At 58.2% G+C, this 18092-nt stretch carries 18 protein-coding genes; 12 read left to right on the top strand and 6 right to left on the bottom strand.

Translation table 11 applies throughout. The features are described 5' to 3' along the window. Positions 1-308 precede the first annotated feature (308 nt). Entirely contained in the window at positions 309-917 is a 609-nt protein-coding gene (locus tag HUO12_RS02375; RefSeq protein WP_176272085.1) for a helix-turn-helix domain-containing protein, read from the top strand. On the opposite strand, the gene eno is transcribed toward HUO12_RS02375, so the two are convergent. Continuing rightward, a complete protein-coding gene (gene eno / locus HUO12_RS02370; protein ID WP_176272084.1) occupies positions 896-2182 on the bottom strand; it encodes a phosphopyruvate hydratase in 1287 nt (428 codons plus the stop codon). The genes HUO12_RS02375 and eno overlap by 22 nt on opposite strands. Positions 2183-2369: 187 nt before the next feature. Between eno and HUO12_RS02365 the strand changes: the two genes are divergently transcribed. From HUO12_RS02365 to HUO12_RS02345, 5 genes are all read left to right on the top strand, one after another. Beyond that, the gene (locus HUO12_RS02365; RefSeq protein ID WP_176272083.1) at positions 2370-2927 is read left to right on the top strand and encodes a hypothetical protein; all 558 of its coding nucleotides are present in this window, start codon (positions 2370-2372) and stop codon (positions 2925-2927) included. Positions 2928-2965: 38 nt separating this feature from the next. Then, the gene (locus HUO12_RS02360) at positions 2966-3391 is read left to right on the top strand and encodes a phage holin family protein (RefSeq protein ID WP_176272082.1); all 426 of its coding nucleotides are present in this window, start codon (positions 2966-2968) and stop codon (positions 3389-3391) included. Further along, positions 3388-3708, top strand: a complete 321-nt coding sequence (locus HUO12_RS02355) for a hypothetical protein (protein WP_176272081.1) — start codon at positions 3388-3390, stop codon at positions 3706-3708. The genes HUO12_RS02360 and HUO12_RS02355 overlap by 4 nt, the downstream gene beginning before the upstream one ends. Continuing rightward, on the top strand, positions 3698-4189 hold the full coding sequence (locus HUO12_RS02350) for a hypothetical protein (RefSeq protein ID WP_176272080.1): 492 nt from the start codon (positions 3698-3700) through the stop codon (positions 4187-4189). The genes HUO12_RS02355 and HUO12_RS02350 overlap by 11 nt, the downstream gene beginning before the upstream one ends. 130 nt (positions 4190-4319) lie before the next feature. Beyond that, positions 4320-4550: a DUF4170 domain-containing protein gene (locus HUO12_RS02345; RefSeq protein WP_176272079.1), complete on the top strand. Its 231-nt coding sequence runs from the start codon at positions 4320-4322 to the stop codon at positions 4548-4550. Between the two features lie 73 nt (positions 4551-4623). Here the strand turns inward: HUO12_RS02345 and greA are convergent, their stop codons facing one another. The 4 genes from greA to carA form a co-directional block, all read right to left on the bottom strand. Then, entirely contained in the window at positions 4624-5100 is a 477-nt protein-coding gene (gene greA / locus HUO12_RS02340) for a transcription elongation factor GreA (RefSeq protein WP_176272078.1), read from the bottom strand. Between the two features lie 114 nt (positions 5101-5214). Further along, a complete protein-coding gene (gene carB, locus HUO12_RS02335) occupies positions 5215-8538 on the bottom strand; it encodes a carbamoyl-phosphate synthase large subunit (RefSeq protein ID WP_176272077.1) in 3324 nt (1107 codons plus the stop codon). Then, the gene (locus HUO12_RS02330) at positions 8538-8735 is read right to left on the bottom strand and encodes a hypothetical protein (protein ID WP_176272076.1); all 198 of its coding nucleotides are present in this window, start codon (positions 8733-8735) and stop codon (positions 8538-8540) included. Before HUO12_RS02330 ends, carB begins: the two co-directional genes overlap by 1 nt. A gap of 152 nt (positions 8736-8887) precedes the next feature. Then, complete coding sequence (gene carA, locus HUO12_RS02325) at positions 8888-10069, bottom strand: glutamine-hydrolyzing carbamoyl-phosphate synthase small subunit (protein WP_176272075.1); 1182 nt, start codon at positions 10067-10069, stop codon at positions 8888-8890. Between the two features lie 148 nt (positions 10070-10217). Between carA and HUO12_RS02320 the strand changes: the two genes are divergently transcribed. From HUO12_RS02320 to rpoD, 3 genes are all read left to right on the top strand, one after another. Further along, positions 10218-10670, top strand: a complete 453-nt coding sequence (locus tag HUO12_RS02320) for a GatB/YqeY domain-containing protein (protein WP_176272074.1) — start codon at positions 10218-10220, stop codon at positions 10668-10670. A gap of 72 nt (positions 10671-10742) precedes the next feature. Beyond that, positions 10743-12650, top strand: coding sequence for a DNA primase (gene dnaG / locus HUO12_RS02315; protein ID WP_176272073.1), 1908 nt, complete (start codon positions 10743-10745; stop codon positions 12648-12650). A gap of 10 nt (positions 12651-12660) precedes the next feature. Then, positions 12661-14685, top strand: coding sequence for an RNA polymerase sigma factor RpoD (gene rpoD / locus HUO12_RS02310; protein ID WP_176272072.1), 2025 nt, complete (start codon positions 12661-12663; stop codon positions 14683-14685). A gap of 5 nt (positions 14686-14690) precedes the next feature. Here rpoD and HUO12_RS02305 read toward each other — a convergent pair whose 3' ends face one another. Beyond that, positions 14691-15320, bottom strand: coding sequence for a class I SAM-dependent methyltransferase (locus HUO12_RS02305; RefSeq protein WP_176272071.1), 630 nt, complete (start codon positions 15318-15320; stop codon positions 14691-14693). Positions 15321-15549: 229 nt separating this feature from the next. Between HUO12_RS02305 and parA the strand changes: the two genes are divergently transcribed. The 3 genes from parA (at position 15550) to glyA (ending at position 18091) form a co-directional block, all read left to right on the top strand. Then, entirely contained in the window at positions 15550-16185 is a 636-nt protein-coding gene (parA, locus tag HUO12_RS02300) for a ParA family partition ATPase (RefSeq protein WP_176272070.1), read from the top strand. 88 nt (positions 16186-16273) lie between these two features. Then, a complete protein-coding gene (locus HUO12_RS02295) occupies positions 16274-16753 on the top strand; it encodes an RpiB/LacA/LacB family sugar-phosphate isomerase (RefSeq protein ID WP_176272069.1) in 480 nt (159 codons plus the stop codon). 27 nt (positions 16754-16780) lie between these two features. Further along, on the top strand, positions 16781-18091 hold the full coding sequence (glyA, locus tag HUO12_RS02290; protein WP_269748029.1) for a serine hydroxymethyltransferase: 1311 nt from the start codon (positions 16781-16783) through the stop codon (positions 18089-18091). The last annotated feature ends 1 nt before the right edge of the window (position 18092 follow it).

The following is an 18092-nucleotide window of genomic DNA, read 5'->3' as shown; positions in this document are numbered from 1 at the left end:
TGTCCACGAGGGCTCTGCTAATCCTAAGACTACAGGGGCGAAATCAGGAACGGGTATAGGGACACCAACATGGTGTGCACGGCAGCGATTTTTGCCGGCGGAGACCTGTACCCGAATTCCGCAGTATCGATTTCAAACGAGCCCCTGCAGTCGCAGGAGGTCCTATTGGATCACACAAAGAACATATTCGCGCAGCAATCGGCTGATGCTTCCGTGATTAGCGCAGTGCAAAGGCAAAGCTGATGGCGAGCAGGTCCCCCACCCCTAGCCCCGGCCTTTCTATCCAGCCTCGGGTAGACACTGAGAGGGTGACTCGGGCACGAGTACGCCGCGACAACGCTGACAATGGTTTGGCGCGTGAAGAAACCCCTTCGCGACAACTGCCAAACCGTGACGATTTGATCCAGCTGTCAGAGCAGCTTCAAGCGCTTGCGAATGAACTCCAATCGTCTCAGCAAACGGGTGAAGCGAATTCGCATTCGGCGGGGAAAGGCCCGACGCTTCCGGAAAACGCCGCCGAATTGGTTTCGCGGCGCAGCGATAGCCATAAGCCCGGTGATGAGCAAAGCCAATTCCTCACACTCGCTCGCGCCCGATACGATGCACGGCGCAAACGCGCGAGCGTCTTCGACAATGAGGAGCTTTTCGGCGAACCCGCCTGGGACATACTGCTCGACCTCTATATCGCTCACGCGGAAGGAAAGGCAGTATCTGTCTCCAGTGCTTGCATCGGCTCAGCATCTCCGCCGACGACAGGTCTTCGCTGGCTGGGCGTGCTGCAAGAGGTTGGCCTGCTCGAACGCGAACATGATGTACGAGACCAGCGCCGAGTGCTGGTCCGACTATCGGAGCAAGGTGTCCAGCGGATGGAAGCGTATTTCCGCGACGCCCTCGATCAGGCGCTCCGCTTGCCGTAGCAAGCCGCGCCTGCATATTTCGCGCTGTCACCCAACTCTTCCTCGATCCGGATCAGCTGGTTGTATTTCGCCAGCCGGTCTGACCGGGCGAGCGATCCGGTCTTGATCTGCCCGCAATTGGTCGCGACCGCCAAATCCGCAATCGTCGCATCCTCGGTTTCACCCGAACGGTGGCTCATTACAGAGGTATAGCCTGCGCGGTGGGCAATATCGACCGCATCAAGCGTTTCCGACAGCGTTCCGATCTGATTGACCTTCACCAGCAGCGAGTTCGCAAGACCCTGAGCAATGCCATCGCTCAGACGCGCAGGGTTGGTCACGAACAAATCGTCACCGACGAGCTGCACACTGTGACCGATGAGGTCTGTCAGAGCTTTCCAGCCGGCAAAGTCATCTTCTGCCATGCCGTCCTCGATCGAACGGATAGGATAATCCTTGCACAGATCGGCGAGATATTGCGCCATCTCATCCGGGCTAAGCGAAGTCCCTTCACCTGCCATATCGTACCGGCCATCGGCAAAGAACTCCGTCGATGCGCAGTCGAGCGCCAAGGTGACATCTTCGCCAGGCTTGAAGCCAGCTTGCTCGATCGATGCCATGATGAAGTCGAGCGCATCGCGCGTACTCGCAAGGTCAGGTGCGAACCCACCTTCATCGCCGACAGACGTCGCGAGGCCTTTCTGCGACAGCCCCTTCTTCAGCGTGTGGAAGATTTCCGATCCCCAACGAACCGCCTCTGCAATAGAGCCAGCGCCAACCGGCATGACCATGAATTCCTGGATGTCGATCGGATTGTCGGCATGCTCTCCGCCATTGATGATGTTCATCATCGGCACCGGCAGTGCATGCGCGGACACGCCGCCAATATAGGAATAGAGCGGCAGGCCGCGCGCATTGGCTGCGGCCTTGGCCACTGCCATGCTCACACCAAGAATGGCGTTCGCGCCCAGTTTGCCCTTGTTTGGCGTTCCGTCGAGCGCGATCATGGCAAGATCAACGTCACGCTGATCTTCTGCGTCAATGCCGAGTAGCGCATCGCCAATCGGGCCATTGACCGATTCCACTGCTTTCAGAACGCCCTTGCCCAGATAACGCGCCTTGTCTCCGTCGCGCAGCTCAACCGCTTCATGCGCGCCTGTAGAGGCTCCTGACGGGACCGCTGCACGGCCAAAGCTACCATCTTCCAGCAGAACATCCACTTCCACAGTCGGATTGCCGCGGCTGTCCAATATTTCGCGTCCGTGTAGGTCTATGATTGCCGTCATGGAGAATGCCTGCCTCTTGGTGTTGTAATCTGTTAATACACCCCTATATCGGAAGGGCATATGTTGCAGCGCGCTGTATGCGTCGGAAACATAACGCGCAAGCGACGTTGCAAGGATGATTACGTTTTCGCTGTTTTACGAGCGAAGATGGCTGTATTTTAGGTCGAAGACTCGAAGGGAGTTTATCATGGCAGAAGCCAAAACCACGCGGAAGAAAACCCCCGCAAAGAAAACCACCACCAAAGCAGCCGCGAAAAAGGCGGAGGCTGGAACCAGCGAGGCCAAGACCCGCTTCAACGCGGCGCTTGAAGAAGCCAAAGCAGGCGCGGCTGCTCTGAAAGCAGAAGCCGGTGAGCGCGCAGGCGCATATCGCGATGACGCGAAAGCAAAAGGAACCGATCTCGTGGCAGAAGCGAAGAATTATGGCTCTGAAGCGAAGGTGAAAGCCGGCGAGCTTGCTACAGAAGGCAAGAACAAGGCGAGCGACGGCCTCGCATCACTTGGCAAGGTGATCTCGGACACCGCGCCTCAGATTGATGAGCGCTTCGGTGATCAGTATGGCGATTACGCTCGCAGCGCATCGCGCAGCCTACAGGAGGCATCTGCAAAGCTGGATTCCAAAAGCGTCGAAGATATCGGCGAGGATGCTCGCGAGTTCGTTCGCAAGAGTCCAGGCACGGCTATCGGTATTGCAGCAGTCGCTGGTTTCTTGCTTGCTCGCATGTTCCGCGGATCGCGCGACTAAGCTCGCGCGCGGCATGAGCAGGAGCATAAGGGGGCTCTATGCGTGAAGATGATGCACCGGGCGAGAATGCGCCCAGTGCTGAGGACGAATTTGAAGAGGCGTTACGCGGCGACGAGGAATCGCCTGAGCGTAAACCGGGCCTGTCGGACGAAGTCCTCGCTCTGATCGCAGACGGTCGCACTTACGCTGAGGCTGAGTTCGCATTCCAGAAGTCGCGGCTTAGTTACAGCGCGCAGCAAGGCAAGTCGGCCGCAATCTCCGTACTTGCCGCGCTCGCATTCCTGCATCTCGCGCTAATCGCCTTGGTTGTTGGCGCTGTCATCGCGCTGACACCGTATCTCACGGCCTTGGGAGCGACAGCTGCGGTGGTCGGTGTCCTGCTTCTCGCTACGCTGATTGTCCTGCTGAAAGCCCGCCGCCGCGCTCGCAACATCGCCGATGCCTTTTCGGAAGACGAGCAATGAGCGATCTTAAGCGTCAGATGCTTGAAGACCGCGCAGTACGGGACGCTGCGAAGGCTCTGATCGATGCTGACATTGCGCATGTGAAAAACACGTTTTCAGGCCCCAGTCTGACAGAACGCGCAGCGACCAACCTCAATGAAGGCGCGCGCGAAGTATTCGACAAAGCGAGCAGCGCTGCCGACAACCACAAAGGCATTCTCGCGGCGTTAATAGGCGCTGTTCTAATCTGGTTTGCACGCAATCCGATCCTCTCTCTGTTCGAAGAGCAGGACGCAGGCAAGCAAGAGCCTCTTGGAGAAACTGACAATGTCGAATGACGAGAAACGCGAAGAGCTGAAAGAACGCATTGCGGAAGGCGAAGCACGGCATGCTGCTCGCGCCATTGCTGACGGTGCCAAGGAGGCGGCCGGTAACGCGGCTGAATTCGTCAAAAAGAATCCGCTGGTCGCTGTAGGAGGCGCCATTGCTGCGGGCCTCGCGATTGGCCTCATGACGAAGCCCGGGCGCCGGATTGCCGGCAAGGCTGTGGGCCGCAGCAGTGTGTTCGCAACGCTCGCTCGCGATGCAGTGCTGGCGTACGGGGTCAAGCTGATCGATGAAGCGACGTCGGCTGCGCGGACGGGACAGGACAAGCTGGAAGACCTGAGCGATGCTGCGCGTGACACTGCGCGCACTGCGAAACGCGAAGCGAGTTACATTGCGACGAAAGCAGGCGACAACGCCGCATCCGCAAAGCGTGCAGCCTCGCGCAAGACAAGACGCGCTGTGCGCGGATTTCGCGACCGTATCTCGCAGTAATTCGTATGTACGCAGCTGATGAGCGGCTTGACGGGTTTGCCTGTCAGGCCGCTTCGTCTATGGGGCTGAGCAATCGCGCGATTGACGCGCCTCTCCCCAGTTAAAACTCCCCGAGAGAAAGGTTGAAAAAGTGGAAGAAACAACCCCGAGCCAGAAACTGCATTTGGTCATGGGCGGACGTGTAAAGGATCCGCGCAGTCTGGAATTCCAGGACCCGGAAAGTCTGCACGTCGTCGGCGTGTTCTCGAATTACGAGGCTGCTGAAGATGCATGGCGCGCGCAGGCGCAGCGCACGGTCGACGATGCCGAGATGCGTTACGTGGTCGTGCACATCCACCAGCTGCTGACGCCGGACGCGTAAGGCCGGCCATAGGCAAGAAGAAAGGGCGCCGGACCCAATGGTCAGCGCCCTCGCCTTTTTCTGAAGCTCAAGCTCAGATAAATTCGATCTTGTCGACGAGGTAAAACTTGTCGCCTGACGGGACCGTCACTTCGATCTCTTCGTCCTTTTGTTTGCCGATCAAGGCGCGCGCGATGGGCGAGTTGTAAGAGATGCGCCCCTTGGCCGCGTCCGCTTCAGTCTGACCGACGATCTGGTACTTCACCGGCTTGTCGTTTTCATCAAGCAGCGTGACAGTCGCACCGAAAATGATACGGTCGCCCGACAACGTCGATGGATCAATAATCTGCGCGCGGCTGACCTTGTCTTCGAGCTCAGCAATCTGAGCTTCAACCTGGCCTTGGCGCTCTTTGGCCGCGTGATATTCGGCATTCTCCGAGAGATCGCCATGTGCGCGCGCTTCTTCGATAGCGTCGACAATGCGCGGGCGCTCTTCGCGAAGCACCTTCAAGTCAGCAGTCAGCTTCTCATAGCCTTCTGCCAGCATTGGGACCTTTTCCATCGTAGCCATCCATTCTATCCTTCAAGGCGTAAATCCCTCAGAATTCAGCGAAATTCAGAACATGGCCGTTCCTGCCGGAGCGGCGTTCCACGTTCAGAATTTAGGGAAATACGCTGGGTTTGTTCAGCTATAATAGTCCTGCAGCGAGCGAACTTCAAGCTCAGTTGCGTTGACCGCATGAATTGCGCTTGCCGCAGCACTCGAAGCGGTGGCTGTCGTGTAATACGGGACCTTGGCCTCCAGCGCCGATGCGCGGATCGATTTGGAGTCCTTCAGGCTCTGCCAACCCTCGGTCGTGTTGAAGATCAGAGCGATGTCGCCGTCGATGATCTTGTCGACGATATGCGGTTGTCCTTCCGCAACCTTGTTCACGCGTTCGACCGGTAGACCCTGCTCTGCCAGATAGGTCTGCGTGCCGCCCGTTGCGACAACCTTGAAGCCCTGCTCAAGCAAGGTCTTCACAGCGCCGAGGATATGCGGCTTGTCCGTGTCTTTGACGGACACAAACAGCGTCCCTTCGCGCGGCAAGCTCATCCCTGCGCCCATTTGCGACTTCAGGAATGCCTCTTCAAAAGTCCGGTCGATGCCCATCACTTCTCCGGTCGATTTCATCTCCGGCGTGAGCACAGGATCGCTGCCGGGGAAGCGGTTGAACGGGAAGACCGCCTCTTTCACCGCCATATAGTCAAACTCACGCTTGAATGGTTCGAAACTGCTGAGCTTTTCACCCGCCATCACGCGGCTTGCGATCTTGGCGACCGGCTGTCCGATAGCTTTCGCAACGAAAGGCACAGTGCGCGAGGCACGCGGGTTCACTTCGATCAGATAGACCTCACCGTCCTTCACGGCGAATTGCACGTTCATCAGGCCGACGACATTGAGCGCGCGAGCGAGCGCTTCACCTTGCCGCTCCATCTCTTCGACAATATCGGCGGGCAGCGAGTAAGGCGGCAAAGTGCAGGCGCTGTCGCCAGAGTGGACGCCCGCTTCCTCGATATGCTGCATCACGCCGGCAACGCGCACTTCCTCGCCATCGCATACCACGTCGACATCGCATTCGACCGCATCACGCAGATACTGATCGACTAGAACCGGACTGTCGCCGGACACGTTTACTGCTGTCTTGATGTAATCATCGAGTTGCGCTTCGCTGTCCACGATTTCCATCGCACGGCCACCCAAGACATAGGACGGACGCAGCAGGACCGGATAGCCGATCCGCGCGGCCACCGCCGCAGCTTCATCGCGGCTATAAGCAATGCCATTGTCAGGCTGCTTGAGTTTCAGCTTATTGACGAGCCGCGCGAACCGCTCGCGGTCCTCAGCCAGGTCAATCGCATCAGGCGACGTGCCAAGGATCGGGATGCCTGCATCTTCCAGCGCTTGCGCCAGTTTCAGCGGCGTCTGTCCACCAAACTGCACGATCACGCCAACCAGCTCGCCGGTCGATTGCTCCAGCTTGAGGATTTCCAGCACGTCTTCAGCGGTCAAAGGCTCGAAATAGAGCCGGTCGGACGTGTCATAATCGGTTGAAACCGTCTCCGGATTGCAATTGACCATGATGGTCTCGAACCCGACTTCGGCGAGCGCAAAGCACGCATGGACGCAGCAATAGTCGAACTCGATCCCCTGCCCGATCCGGTTGGGACCGCCGCCGAGAATGACGACTTTCTTGCGATCGGACGGTTCCGCTTCGCATTCCGGCTCGCCAAAGCTTGGCACTTCATAGGTCGAGTACATGTACGGCGTGATCGCTTCGAATTCCGCCGCGCAGCTGTCGATCCGCTTGAAAACGGGGCGCACACCAAGCTTCTGGCGAAGCTCGCGCACTTCTTCTTCAGAGGTCGCACCTGCCATAGCTTGCAGCGCATCGTGCAGCAGGCCAGAGCGTTTCGCCTGCGTCTCGCCCATGCCGCCCGCAACGCCGACAGAGCGCACAGCCAAAGTCGCCAAACGCTTGTCGGAAAAGCCCATCGACTTAAGCTTGCGCAGGCCCGCCGCATCGCTGGGCAAGCCATTGGTGGAGATGTCTTTCTCCGCCGCAATGATCTCTTCGATCTGGCGCAGGAACCAAGGATCATAGCCAGTGATCGGCTGGATTTCCTCGACGGTGAGGCCTTCGCGGAAAGCCTGCGCGACATTGAGCAGCCTGTCCGGCGTACGTTTGGAGAGCGCGGCGATGATAACTTCTTTGGAGACGCCTTCCAGCTCGGTCTGGCGGTTGAAGCCATCGAGGTCCGTCTCAAGCCCGCGCAGCGCCTTTTGCATCGATTCCTGGAAGTTGCGGCCAATCGCCATGACTTCGCCGACAGACTTCATCGCCGTCGCAAGCTCTGGCTTCGCGCCTTTGAACTTCTCGAACGCAAAGCGCGGGATCTTCGTCACGACATAGTCGATCGTCGGTTCAAAGCTTGCAGGCGTCGCGCCAGTGATCTCGTTCGTGATTTCGTCGAGCGTGTAGCCGACCGCGAGCTTTGCCGCGACGCGCGCAATCGGGAAGCCGGTCGCCTTGGAGGCAAGCGCGGAGGAGCGCGAGACACGCGGGTTCATCTCGATCACGATCAGGCGTCCGTCAGCAGGATTGACCGCGAACTGCACATTCGATCCGCCCGTTTCGACGCCGATCTCCCGCAGCACGTTCAGGCTCGCGGTGCGCATGATCTGGTATTCCTTGTCGGTCAGCGTCAGTGCCGGCGCGACAGTGATGGAATCGCCGGTGTGCACGCCCATCGGATCGACGTTTTCGATTGAGCAGATGATGATGCAATTGTCGTTCTTGTCGCGGACAACCTCCATCTCATACTCTTTCCAGCCGAGTAGCGATTCCTCGATCAGAACCTCGGTTGTCGGGGACGCGTCGAGCCCCTCGCGCACAATCCGCTCGAACTCGGCCTTGTTGTACGCGATCCCGCCGCCGGTACCGCCAAGCGTAAAGCTGGGCCGGATGATCGAGGGAAGCTTTGTGCGTTCCAGCACGGCGAACGCTTCTTCAAGCGTGTTGGCCACTCCACTGCGCGCGCTTTCCAGGCCGATTGCGTCCATCGCATCGCGGAAACGCTGGCGGTTTTCGGCCTTGTCGATCGCATCGGCCTTCGCGCCGATCATCTCGACCCCGTATTCGGCAAGCACGCCCATTTCGTCGAGCTTGAGCGCGCAGTTCAGCGCGGTCTGACCGCCCATGGTGGGGAGCAGCGCGTCGGGCCGCTCCTTCGCAATGATCTTGGCGACGATTTCTGGCGTGATCGGCTCGATATAGGTCGCGTCCGCAAACTCCGGATCGGTCATGATCGTCGCCGGGTTGGAGTTCACCAGGATGACACGGTAGCCCTCTTCTTTCAGGGCCTTGATCGCTTGTGTTCCGGAATAGTCGAACTCGCACGCTTGGCCGATAATGATCGGGCCAGCGCCAATGACGAGGATCGAGGAGATGTCAGTGCGTTTGGGCATTAGTTGTTCTCATAGTCCTCGACATTGATCCACGACATGAGCGTGCCATTGGCTTCGTGGGCGACCCGCAAGGCGCCTGTCAGGAAGCTTTTCTTCGCTTCTGAAGTCAGTGCCGTTGCTTTGCGAAAATACAACCGGTGCAGATCGTTCTCTTCACCATCAGGCGCACTGGAAAGCTCCCACCCATTCAGCTCCATGGCCAATTGAGCTCGCTCTATTTGTTCAAATGGGACGTCAAGCCGTTGCTCAATGAGTCGAACTCGGCTGCAGTCATCGCCCTCGTCGCCCGGATATCGCCAGTAGTGGCCTTGGGGGTCGAGAACCCGTGCCAGTGATTCGTCGAACGACCTCACCCCAAGCCTCCCACAAACTTCTCGAACAGGTAGAAGCTGTCCTGCGGGCCGGGAGAGGCCTCGGGGTGGTACTGGACGCCAAATGCGCGTTTGCCTTTGATCGCGATCCCGCAATTGGAGCCGTCAAACAGGCTGACATGCGTCTGCTCGACATCTGGCGGAAGTGTCGCGGCATCTACTGCGAACCCGTGGTTCATGCTGGTGATCTCCACCAGATCTCGACTTGTCTGCCATGTATCTCCGACGCGCTGAACCGGGTGATTTGCGCCGCGGTGTCCCTGATGCATCTTGATCGTCTTGGCGCCCGCGGCGAGCGCAAGCATCTGATGACCAAGGCAAATTCCGAAGAGCGGCATGTCACGCTCCAGCAGCGCCTTGATCACCGGGACGGCATATTCGCCGGTTGCCGCCGGATCGCCCGGACCATTGCTCAGGAAGACGCCATCGGGTTTGAGCGCATCAATTTCTTCGATTGTTGTCTTAGCCGGAACCACTGTCACCTTGGCGCCTGCGCGCACGAGATTGCGGAAGATGTTGTCCTTCGCGCCGTAGTCGATCGCGACCACATGCGGCCGGTCATCGCCTTGGCCCGTGCCGTATCCATGCCCCAACCGCCAATAGCTGCCCGCCCAGTCTTCAAGCGCATCGCGCGTGACTTTCTCGGCCAAATCCATGCCTTCAAGCCCCGCCCAGCCCTGCGCTTTGGCGAGCAGAGCATCGACATCAAACTTGCCTTCAGGCGAGTGCGCGATCATCGCATTGGGAGCGCCGGACAGGCGGATACGGCGGGTGAGCGCGCGCGTGTCAACGCCGGAAAGACCAATCTTTCCATTGGCTTGCATCCATTCGACAAACTGCTGCTCGCTGCGGAAATTGCTCGCCGGCGTGACTTCCTCGCGCACCACGCAGCCGACCGCGCCTTCCACACGGCTCTCGATATCTTCCGGGTTCGTGCCAACATTGCCGATATGCGGGAAAGTGAAAGTGACGATCTGCGCAGCGTAGCTCGGATCGGTCATCACTTCCTGATAACCGGTCATGCTGGTGTTAAAACACACCTCGCCGATCGCATCGCCAGTGGCACCAAAGCCTTTGCCCCAAATGACCGAACCGTCGGCCAAAACGAGGACTCCTGTCGCGCCATTGGGCTGCGCAGGGCGAGAAGGAGCAGAAGCCATTCTTGGGCTCTCCAGCTAAGGGTTTTCCGGCGATGTCGCTAAGACCCATCCGCTAGGCTTGCGGAATGAGTCGGTCAACCTATCTGTTGGACGTAATCTGCGTTAAACCGCAAGACGACTAAATCCATCCACAGGAAAGACCGCATCTATGCTGCGCGACGACATCAAGACCGCAACGATCACTTCCATGAAGGCTGGCGACAAGGATCGCACGGCAACGCTTCGCCTTATTGGGGCGAAGATAAAGGACCGCGATATCGAAGCGCGCACTGGCAAGGCTCCTGAAAATGACGATGATCTGGTGATCGAAGTGCTACAGAAAATGGCCAAGCAGCGCCGCGAATCGATCACGATGTATGAGGATGGCGGACGTCAGGAACTGGCGGATCAGGAAAAGGCCGAGCTCGCAGTGATCGAAGAATTCCTGCCCGCCATGCTTGACGAAGCGGCGACAAAAGCGGCGATCGAAGCGATCAAGGCCGAGGTGGGCGCGGAAAGCATCAAGGACATGGGCCGCGTCATGGGCGAGCTCAAAAAACGCCACGGCACAGAGCTCGATATGGGCCTTGCGAGCGGGCTGGTAAAAGCAAGCCTGAGCTAGTCCACAAACCTGTCACCAGATCGTGTCGGGAAGCTTCTCGACACGAAGCTTTCGGACAGGCATTCTTCACACATGGCACTTTCCCCGCAATGGCTGGATGAACTGCGCGCGCGCGTGACGCTTTCAAGCGTCATAATGCGCACGACCAAGCTCCAGCGTGCCGGTCGCGAGTGGAAAGCATGCTGCCCTTTTCACAACGAGAACACGCCAAGCTTCACGGTCAATGACCAGAAAGGGTTTTATCATTGCTTTGGCTGCGGCGCCCATGGCGATGTGATCCGCTGGATGACCGACCAGCGCGGGCTCGGCTTCATGGACGCGGTGAAGGAGCTTGCGACCGAAGCCGGGATGGAGGTCCCCGCCCCCGATCCGGTCGCGGCGAAAAAAGCCGAGAAGCGCGCAAGCCTTATCGATGTGACGGAGGCGGCGCAGAACTGGTTTGTCGATCAATTGCGAGGCCAGTCTGGCAAGCGCGCGCAGGACTACCTTCTGTCGCGCGGTTTCTCTCGCGAGATCATCCGCGAATTCGGCTTTGGCTATGCACCGGACAGCAAGGTTGCCTTGAAAGGTGCGCTCGCGAATTTCGATGCTACAATGCTGGTCGAAAGCGGGATGCAGATCAGCGTCGAAGACAAAGCACCGTATGACCGTTTCCGGGACCGCTTGATGCTGCCGATCCAGGATCAGCGAGGCCGCGTGATCGCCTTTGGTGGGCGCATTCTCGAGAAACTGGACGGGGTCGCGAAGTATCTCAATTCTCCGGACACGCCTCTCTTCGACAAAGGCCGCACGCTCTACAATCTGCACCGCGCAGGCCCCGCAAGCCGCCAGACGGGCCGCATGGTCGTCGTCGAAGGCTATATGGATGTGATCGCGCTTGCGAATGCCGGGATCAAGGATGCAGTCGCGCCGCTTGGTACCGCGCTCACTGAAATGCAGCTCGAAATGCTTTGGCGCATGGTTGAAGTGCCCGTGTTGTGTTTCGATGGCGACAATGCGGGCCAGCGCGCCGCCATGCGGGCCATCGAACGTGCGCTTCCGATGCTGCGCCCTTCCCGTTCGCTGGCGATTGTGCGTCTACCGACCGGGCTCGATCCCGACGATTTGATCAAGCAGCAAGGCGCTGAGGCAATGGAGCGCTTGCTCGCTGAGCCCGCCACACTACTAGAGACGATCTGGACTTTCGAGCGCGACGCGCAGCCGCTGAAAACGCCGGAGGACAAGGCAGGCTTGAAAGCGCGCCTCCTTGCACATTGCGACGCTATCGAGGACCAGGACATCCGCTCGCTTTATCGACGCGAGCTGCTTGATCGCTATTCTGCATTCGCTTTCCCGCCACGCCAGCAGCGAAGAAATGCGGGTCCTCAGCGCCGTTCCGGGCAGCCGTGGCGGCCAGCGCCTCCGATCCTGTCCAGCGAAGCCGCAGCGCGTCTACGCGGCGCGCTATCAGGTGGTTCGCGCGATGCCTTCACGCGCGCCGTCATCGCTGGCCTGGTCAAGCATCCAAGCGAGATTTCACGGCATGCGGAATCGCTCGGTCGGCTCGCCCATGTGACACCTCAAGCAGCCCCGCTTGTGGAATCTCTGTTCGAACTTGCTGAAACCCTCGAAGAAAGCCTTGATTCGCAGCCCACAAACGCCATATTTGGAGCAGGAGGCCTTCCCGCCCCACCGGATCAGACCAGATATGCCTTCTTGAGAGAAGGCTCCAACCCCGGTGATGCGCGCGCGGAATTGGCTGAAGCTGTTGCGTTATTGGTTGAGAAACCAGCGCTGGAGGCCGCGATTTCCGCGGCTACTGCGCGTTTCGAGACTGATCCGGAAGGTTCTATTGCTGAACAATCCCGACTGCGCGAACGGCTCGCCGACTTAAATCAGCGCTTGAGAGTTTTTGGGCGCAAGAAAGCCGCAGCCGCGGCTGACATGGGGAATTCTCGCGCATCGGACGAAGTGCCGCTGAGCGACATGGAAACGGACTGATACACACGGTATGGCTACCAAGTCTAAGAGCGCTGACAGAGATGATGCGCCGCTGATCGATCTGAACGAAGCGCAGATCAAGAAGCTCATGAACAAGGCAAAGAAGAAGGGCTACATCACAGTTGATGAGCTCAATGAAGCTTTGCCGCAGGATCAGATGAATTCTGAGCAAATCGAAGACGTCATGTCCGCGATTAGTGAGATGGGCGTCAATATCGTCGAGAATGACGAAGAGGCTGAAGCTGAGGCAGAGCAGGAAGCCGAAGTCGAAGAAATGTCCGTTGGCGAGGACAAGAAGGAAGCCAAGAAGCCCGCAGCCGCTGCTAAGAAGACCACCACCGGCGAACGCACCGACGATCCGGTGCGTATGTATTTGCGCGAAATGGGCGCGGTCGAGCTGCTCAGCCGCGAAGGCGAGATCGCCATTGCCAAGCGCATTGAAGCCGGTCGTGACACGATGATCATTGGCCTGTGCCAGAGCCCAATCACCTTCCACGCGATCATTCAGTGGTCCGAAGCGCTCAACAATGAAGAGATGCAGCTGCGCGAGATCCTTGATCTCGACGCTATGCTCTCAAAAGAGCCGCCTGCCGAAAAGATGGCGGATGACGCAGAAGATGATGATGGCGAGATTTCGGAAGAAACCGCCGGTCCATCCATTCGCGAAGATGATGATGACGTCGAGGATGAAGATGGCGACGAGGACGAAGACGGCGAAGAAGGTGGGTCCAAGAAGAGCAACGATGACGATGACGATGATGAGGACAACACTCTCAGCCTCGCGCAGATGGAAGCCGCTCTAAAGCCGGATGCGATTGAGCGTTTTGCGCGTATCGCGAAGACCTTCAAGAGCTTTGAGAAGCTGCAAGCTGAACGCGTAGAAACGCTCGCGCGTGGCGATGTGCTCACCAAGGCGAAAGAAAACCGCTACGAGAAGCTCGGCGAAGAGCTTACTTCCGAAGTGGAAAGCATGCAGTTCCACGCGACGAAGATCGAATTCCTTGTCGACAATCTTTATGCATTCAACCGCCGTTTGACCGCGCTTGGCGGCCAAATGCTGCGCCTTGCAGAGCGGCACAAGATCAAGCGCGTTGATTTCCTTGAAAGCTATATCGGCAACGAGCTCGACGATAGCTGGATGAAAGCCAAAGCGAAGAAGGACAAGAAATGGACCGCCTTCGCTGAGAAGGAAGCGGACGCGATTGAGCGTATTCGCTCGGAAATCTCCGACATTGCCAGCCAGACAGGCATGAGCCTCGAAGAGTTCCGCCGCATCGTGAACATGGTCCAGAAGGGCGAGCGCGAAGCGCGGATCGCGAAGAAGGAAATGGTCGAGGCGAACCTGCGCCTCGTGATTTCCATCGCGAAGAAATACACCAATCGCGGTCTGCAATTCCTTGATCTCATTCAGGAAGGCAATATCGGCTTGATGAAAGCGGTCGACAAGTTCGAATACCGCCGCGGCTACAAATTCTCGACTTATGCGACTTGGTGGATCAGGCAGGCGATCACTCGCTCGATCGCTGACCAGGCGCGTACGATCCGTATTCCGGTCCACATGATCGAGACGATCAACAAGCTTGTCAGGACCTCGCGCCAATTCTTGCACGAAGAAGGCCGCGAACCGACGCCGGAAGAGATGGCAGCGCGTCTCTCCATGCCGTTGGAGAAGGTTCGCAAGGTCATGAAGATCGCCAAGGAGCCGATCTCACTCGAAACGCCTATCGGCGATGAAGAAGATTCGCACCTGGGTGATTTCATCGAGGACAAGAACGCGGTCATCCCTGTGGATGCCGCAATCCAGGCGAACCTCAAGGAAACTGTCACCCGCGTGCTGGCCTCGCTCACACCGCGTGAGGAGCGCGTACTGCGTATGCGGTTCGGCATCGGGATGAACACCGACCACACGTTGGAAGAGGTCGGCCAGCAGTTTTCCGTGACCCGCGAACGTATCCGTCAGATCGAAGCTAAGGCGCTCAGGAAGCTCAAGCACCCGAGCCGCAGCCGCAAGATGCGCTCGTTCCTGGATCAATAGTCGAGTTAGTGGGCGCCTTTTGCGCGCCCGCCGACAACTACGTAGCTCTTCGGAATACCGAAAAAGGTTTCGACCATGATCTGGTCGTCCGGAAAATGTGCCTGAAGCTCTTTCCGGCTTAGTAAACGAGTTTCATCGAAATATTCGCGAGCATTCGCGCCGGTCAGGAGACCGAATGGGGTCCATGGAGCGACTAACCTGCCCAGTTTCCGTGGTAGCCAATGCAGGAAGGGCACCATGAAGTGCAGCTCAAGCGGAAATAGCGGGCTTGGTGTTTGCACCACGTAGGTTTGCGAAGTGCGCTTGATCTCGCTGACGAGGTTCGCGCGCTGGCCCAGCGGCACATGCTCGATCACTGAGTTGCAAACCACTACTTCTGCGACACCGTCATCAACCGGCACACGCCGACCGTCATAGACATTGACTTCGATATCAATGCCTTCCGCCCTCGTCGCAAATCCAGTCGCCCTCCCCTCGGACAGATTAAATATCTTCACATGGGATGGCGTAATGATGTCCGAAATCGCGCTCCAGAAATGAAGCGAACCACCGATATCAACCACTTGAGCGCCATGAATTTGCGGAAGATGCCGCTTGATCAGCTGAGCACGCTGACGCCTGAAGCGACGCTGCATCGGCCTCAGCAATCTCGCCCAAATGTCTGCCAAAACCACACCTCACAACCGGCCCCGAGGGAGTGTGATTACAAACTTTTAATCGCGAAGCAAAGCGTGCACTGGACGCATTCGACAAGCTGGTTTCAACTCTATCGACAACCGGTTCAACGGCTTGCTCTAGATTGCTTGCCGTGACCTGAGATTACGCTATTGTGCGGTGCAGCAAAAACTTCAGGATTCTCTCGGAATGCCAACACCCGCCCCCAAAGTGATCGCTATCGTCAGCCAAAAGGGTGGCTCAGGCAAGACTACGCTCGCCGTTCACTTGGCGACCCGTGCGGCGCAGGCCAATCTTGAGAGCTGCGTCATCGACACCGATCCGCAAGCCACCGCTTCGGCCTGGAGCGATTGGCGCGGTGATTTCCTCCCGCTTGTTGTCACAAGCCCCCCTGCCCGTCTCGCGCGCACTATCGAAAACGCGAAAAAGAACGGCGTTGAATTCATCGTGATCGATACACCGCCTCACGCGGATGCCGCCGCACGAGAAGCGATCAAAGCCGCAGACTTGATCCTCGTCCCGAGCAGACCGCGAGCTTTCGATCTGCATGCGTTAGAGCCCATCGCGGATCTTGTCGCCTACGCTAAGAAAGAGGCCTTCGTTGTACTCAATTCCGTGCCATCAGGGGCGACGGTGCTCGAGGCCGAGGCTAAGGAAGTGGTGAAAGGTTTAGGCTTAGAAATCTGCCCTGTGATTTTCGGAGATCGGGCCGCCTTCCACCGCTCGTCCGCCAATGGCGAAACTGCAGCCGAGATTGAACCGGAAGGCAAGGCCGCAAAGGAAGTCGAAAAGCTTTGGAAATGGGCCTCCAGGAAGCTCAAATAACCGGCCAATCTCATATCCGTTCAAAAAGCCCGACGAAAAACCCCACTACGGGGTAGTGAGAATCCCCGCTACTCCTTATGTGAGCCTCATGCGTATCGCGATTGCATCAGACCACGCCGCCACCGAGATGAAGGCAGAGCTTGCCGAATGGCTTATCGATGAAGGCCACGAGGTCGCAGACCTTGGCCCAGACGCGGGGGAAAGCGTCGACTACCCGGACTATGGCTACAAGCTTGCTTCGGTGATTGCTGATGGCACGGTTGAACGCGGCATAGCGCTGTGCGGAAGCGGCATTGGCATCTCGATCAGCGTCAACCGCAACCCTGCCGTGCGCTGCGCGCTCGTGTCTGAGCCGCTTTCAGCTGCGCTCGCACGCGAACACAATGACGCGAACTGCATTGCGATGGGCGCGCGGCTTTCAGGGATCGAAATGGCCAAGTCCTGCGTTGCCACTTTTCTCGCGACAGAATTTGCCGATGCTGGTGATCCGAGCGGTCGCCATCAGCGCCGGGTCGCAAAACTCGGCCATCCACCGGATGGCACCGACACGATCGAACCGTTACAATAAGTCGCTTCAAAACAGAGCAAACAAATCATGAGCACAGCCCCATCCAACGACACCGATATCATGGCCCGTTTCTGGCATGATGACCTTGCAACCGCCGATCCAGAGATCGCAGCGGCCATCGGCAGCGAGCTGAAGCGCCAGCAGGACAAGATCGAACTGATCGCGTCTGAGAATATCGCTTCCAGAGCGGTGCTTGAAGCGACCGGCAGCGTCTTCACCAACAAATATGCCGAGGGCTATCCCGGCAAGCGCTACTATGGCGGTTGCGACTACGCTGACGTTGTCGAAACGCTCGCGATCGAGCGCGCCAAAGAGCTGTTTGGCTGTAACTTTGCCAATGTTCAGCCAAACTCAGGCTCACAGATGAACCAGGCGGTGTTCCTGGCTCTGCTCGAGCCGGGCGACACATTCATGGGCCTCGACCTCAATTCAGGCGGCCACCTGACCCATGGCTCGCCGGTCAATATGAGCGGCAAATGGTTCAACCCGGTCAGCTATGGCGTTCGCAAGGACAATGAACTGATCGACATGGATGAAGTTGCAGCGGCTGCGCGCGAGCACAAGCCGAAGCTGATCATCTGCGGCGGTACTGCATACTCGCGCACGTGGGACTTCCCTCGATTCCGTGAGATTGCTGATGAAGTCGGCGCTTACCTGCTGTGCGACATGAGCCACATTTCTGGTCTGGTTGCAGGCGGTGCGCACCCTTCACCTTTCCCGCATGCGCATGTCGTCACAAGCACGACGCATAAGAGCCTGCGTGGACCGCGTTCAGGAATCATCCTGTGGAATGACGAAGAATTGACCAAGCCTCTGAACATGGCGGTCTTCCCCGGCCTACAAGGCGGACCACTCATGCATGTGGTTGCTGCCAAGGCGGTTGCCTTCCGCGAAGCGCTGCGCCCTGAATTCAGAGCCTACGCCGGTGCGATTGTGGAAAATGCCCGCGCGCTGGCCGCAAGCCTTGAAGAAAACGGTCTGCGGATCGTTTCGGGCGGCACGGACAATCACTCCATGCTCGTCGACCTTACGGCTAAAGATGTGACCGGCAAGTCGGCTGAGGCTGGCTTGGATCGCGCCTGGCTCACTTGCAACAAGAACGGCATCCCTTACGACACCCGCAGCCCGTTTGTGACTTCTGGCATCCGCCTTGGGACACCCGCTGGGACCACTCGCGGCTTCGGCCCGGCAGAATTCCGCAAGGTCGGCGCGCTTATTGCTGAAGTGGTCGATGGTCTGTCCAAGAATGGACCTGAAGGCGACGCGCAGATCGAAGAGAGTGTACGCAGCCGTGTGGCTGAGCTCTGTGCGGCTTTTCCTGTCTATCCCGGTCAGTAAG

The sequence above is a fragment of the Altererythrobacter lutimaris genome (assembly GCF_013371495.1).
GTDB classification, from domain to species: Bacteria; Pseudomonadota; Alphaproteobacteria; order Sphingomonadales; family Sphingomonadaceae; genus Erythrobacter; species Erythrobacter lutimaris_A.
Note: the sequence above shows the minus strand (reverse complement) of the source record. Positions and strands in the feature narration are given on the sequence as shown.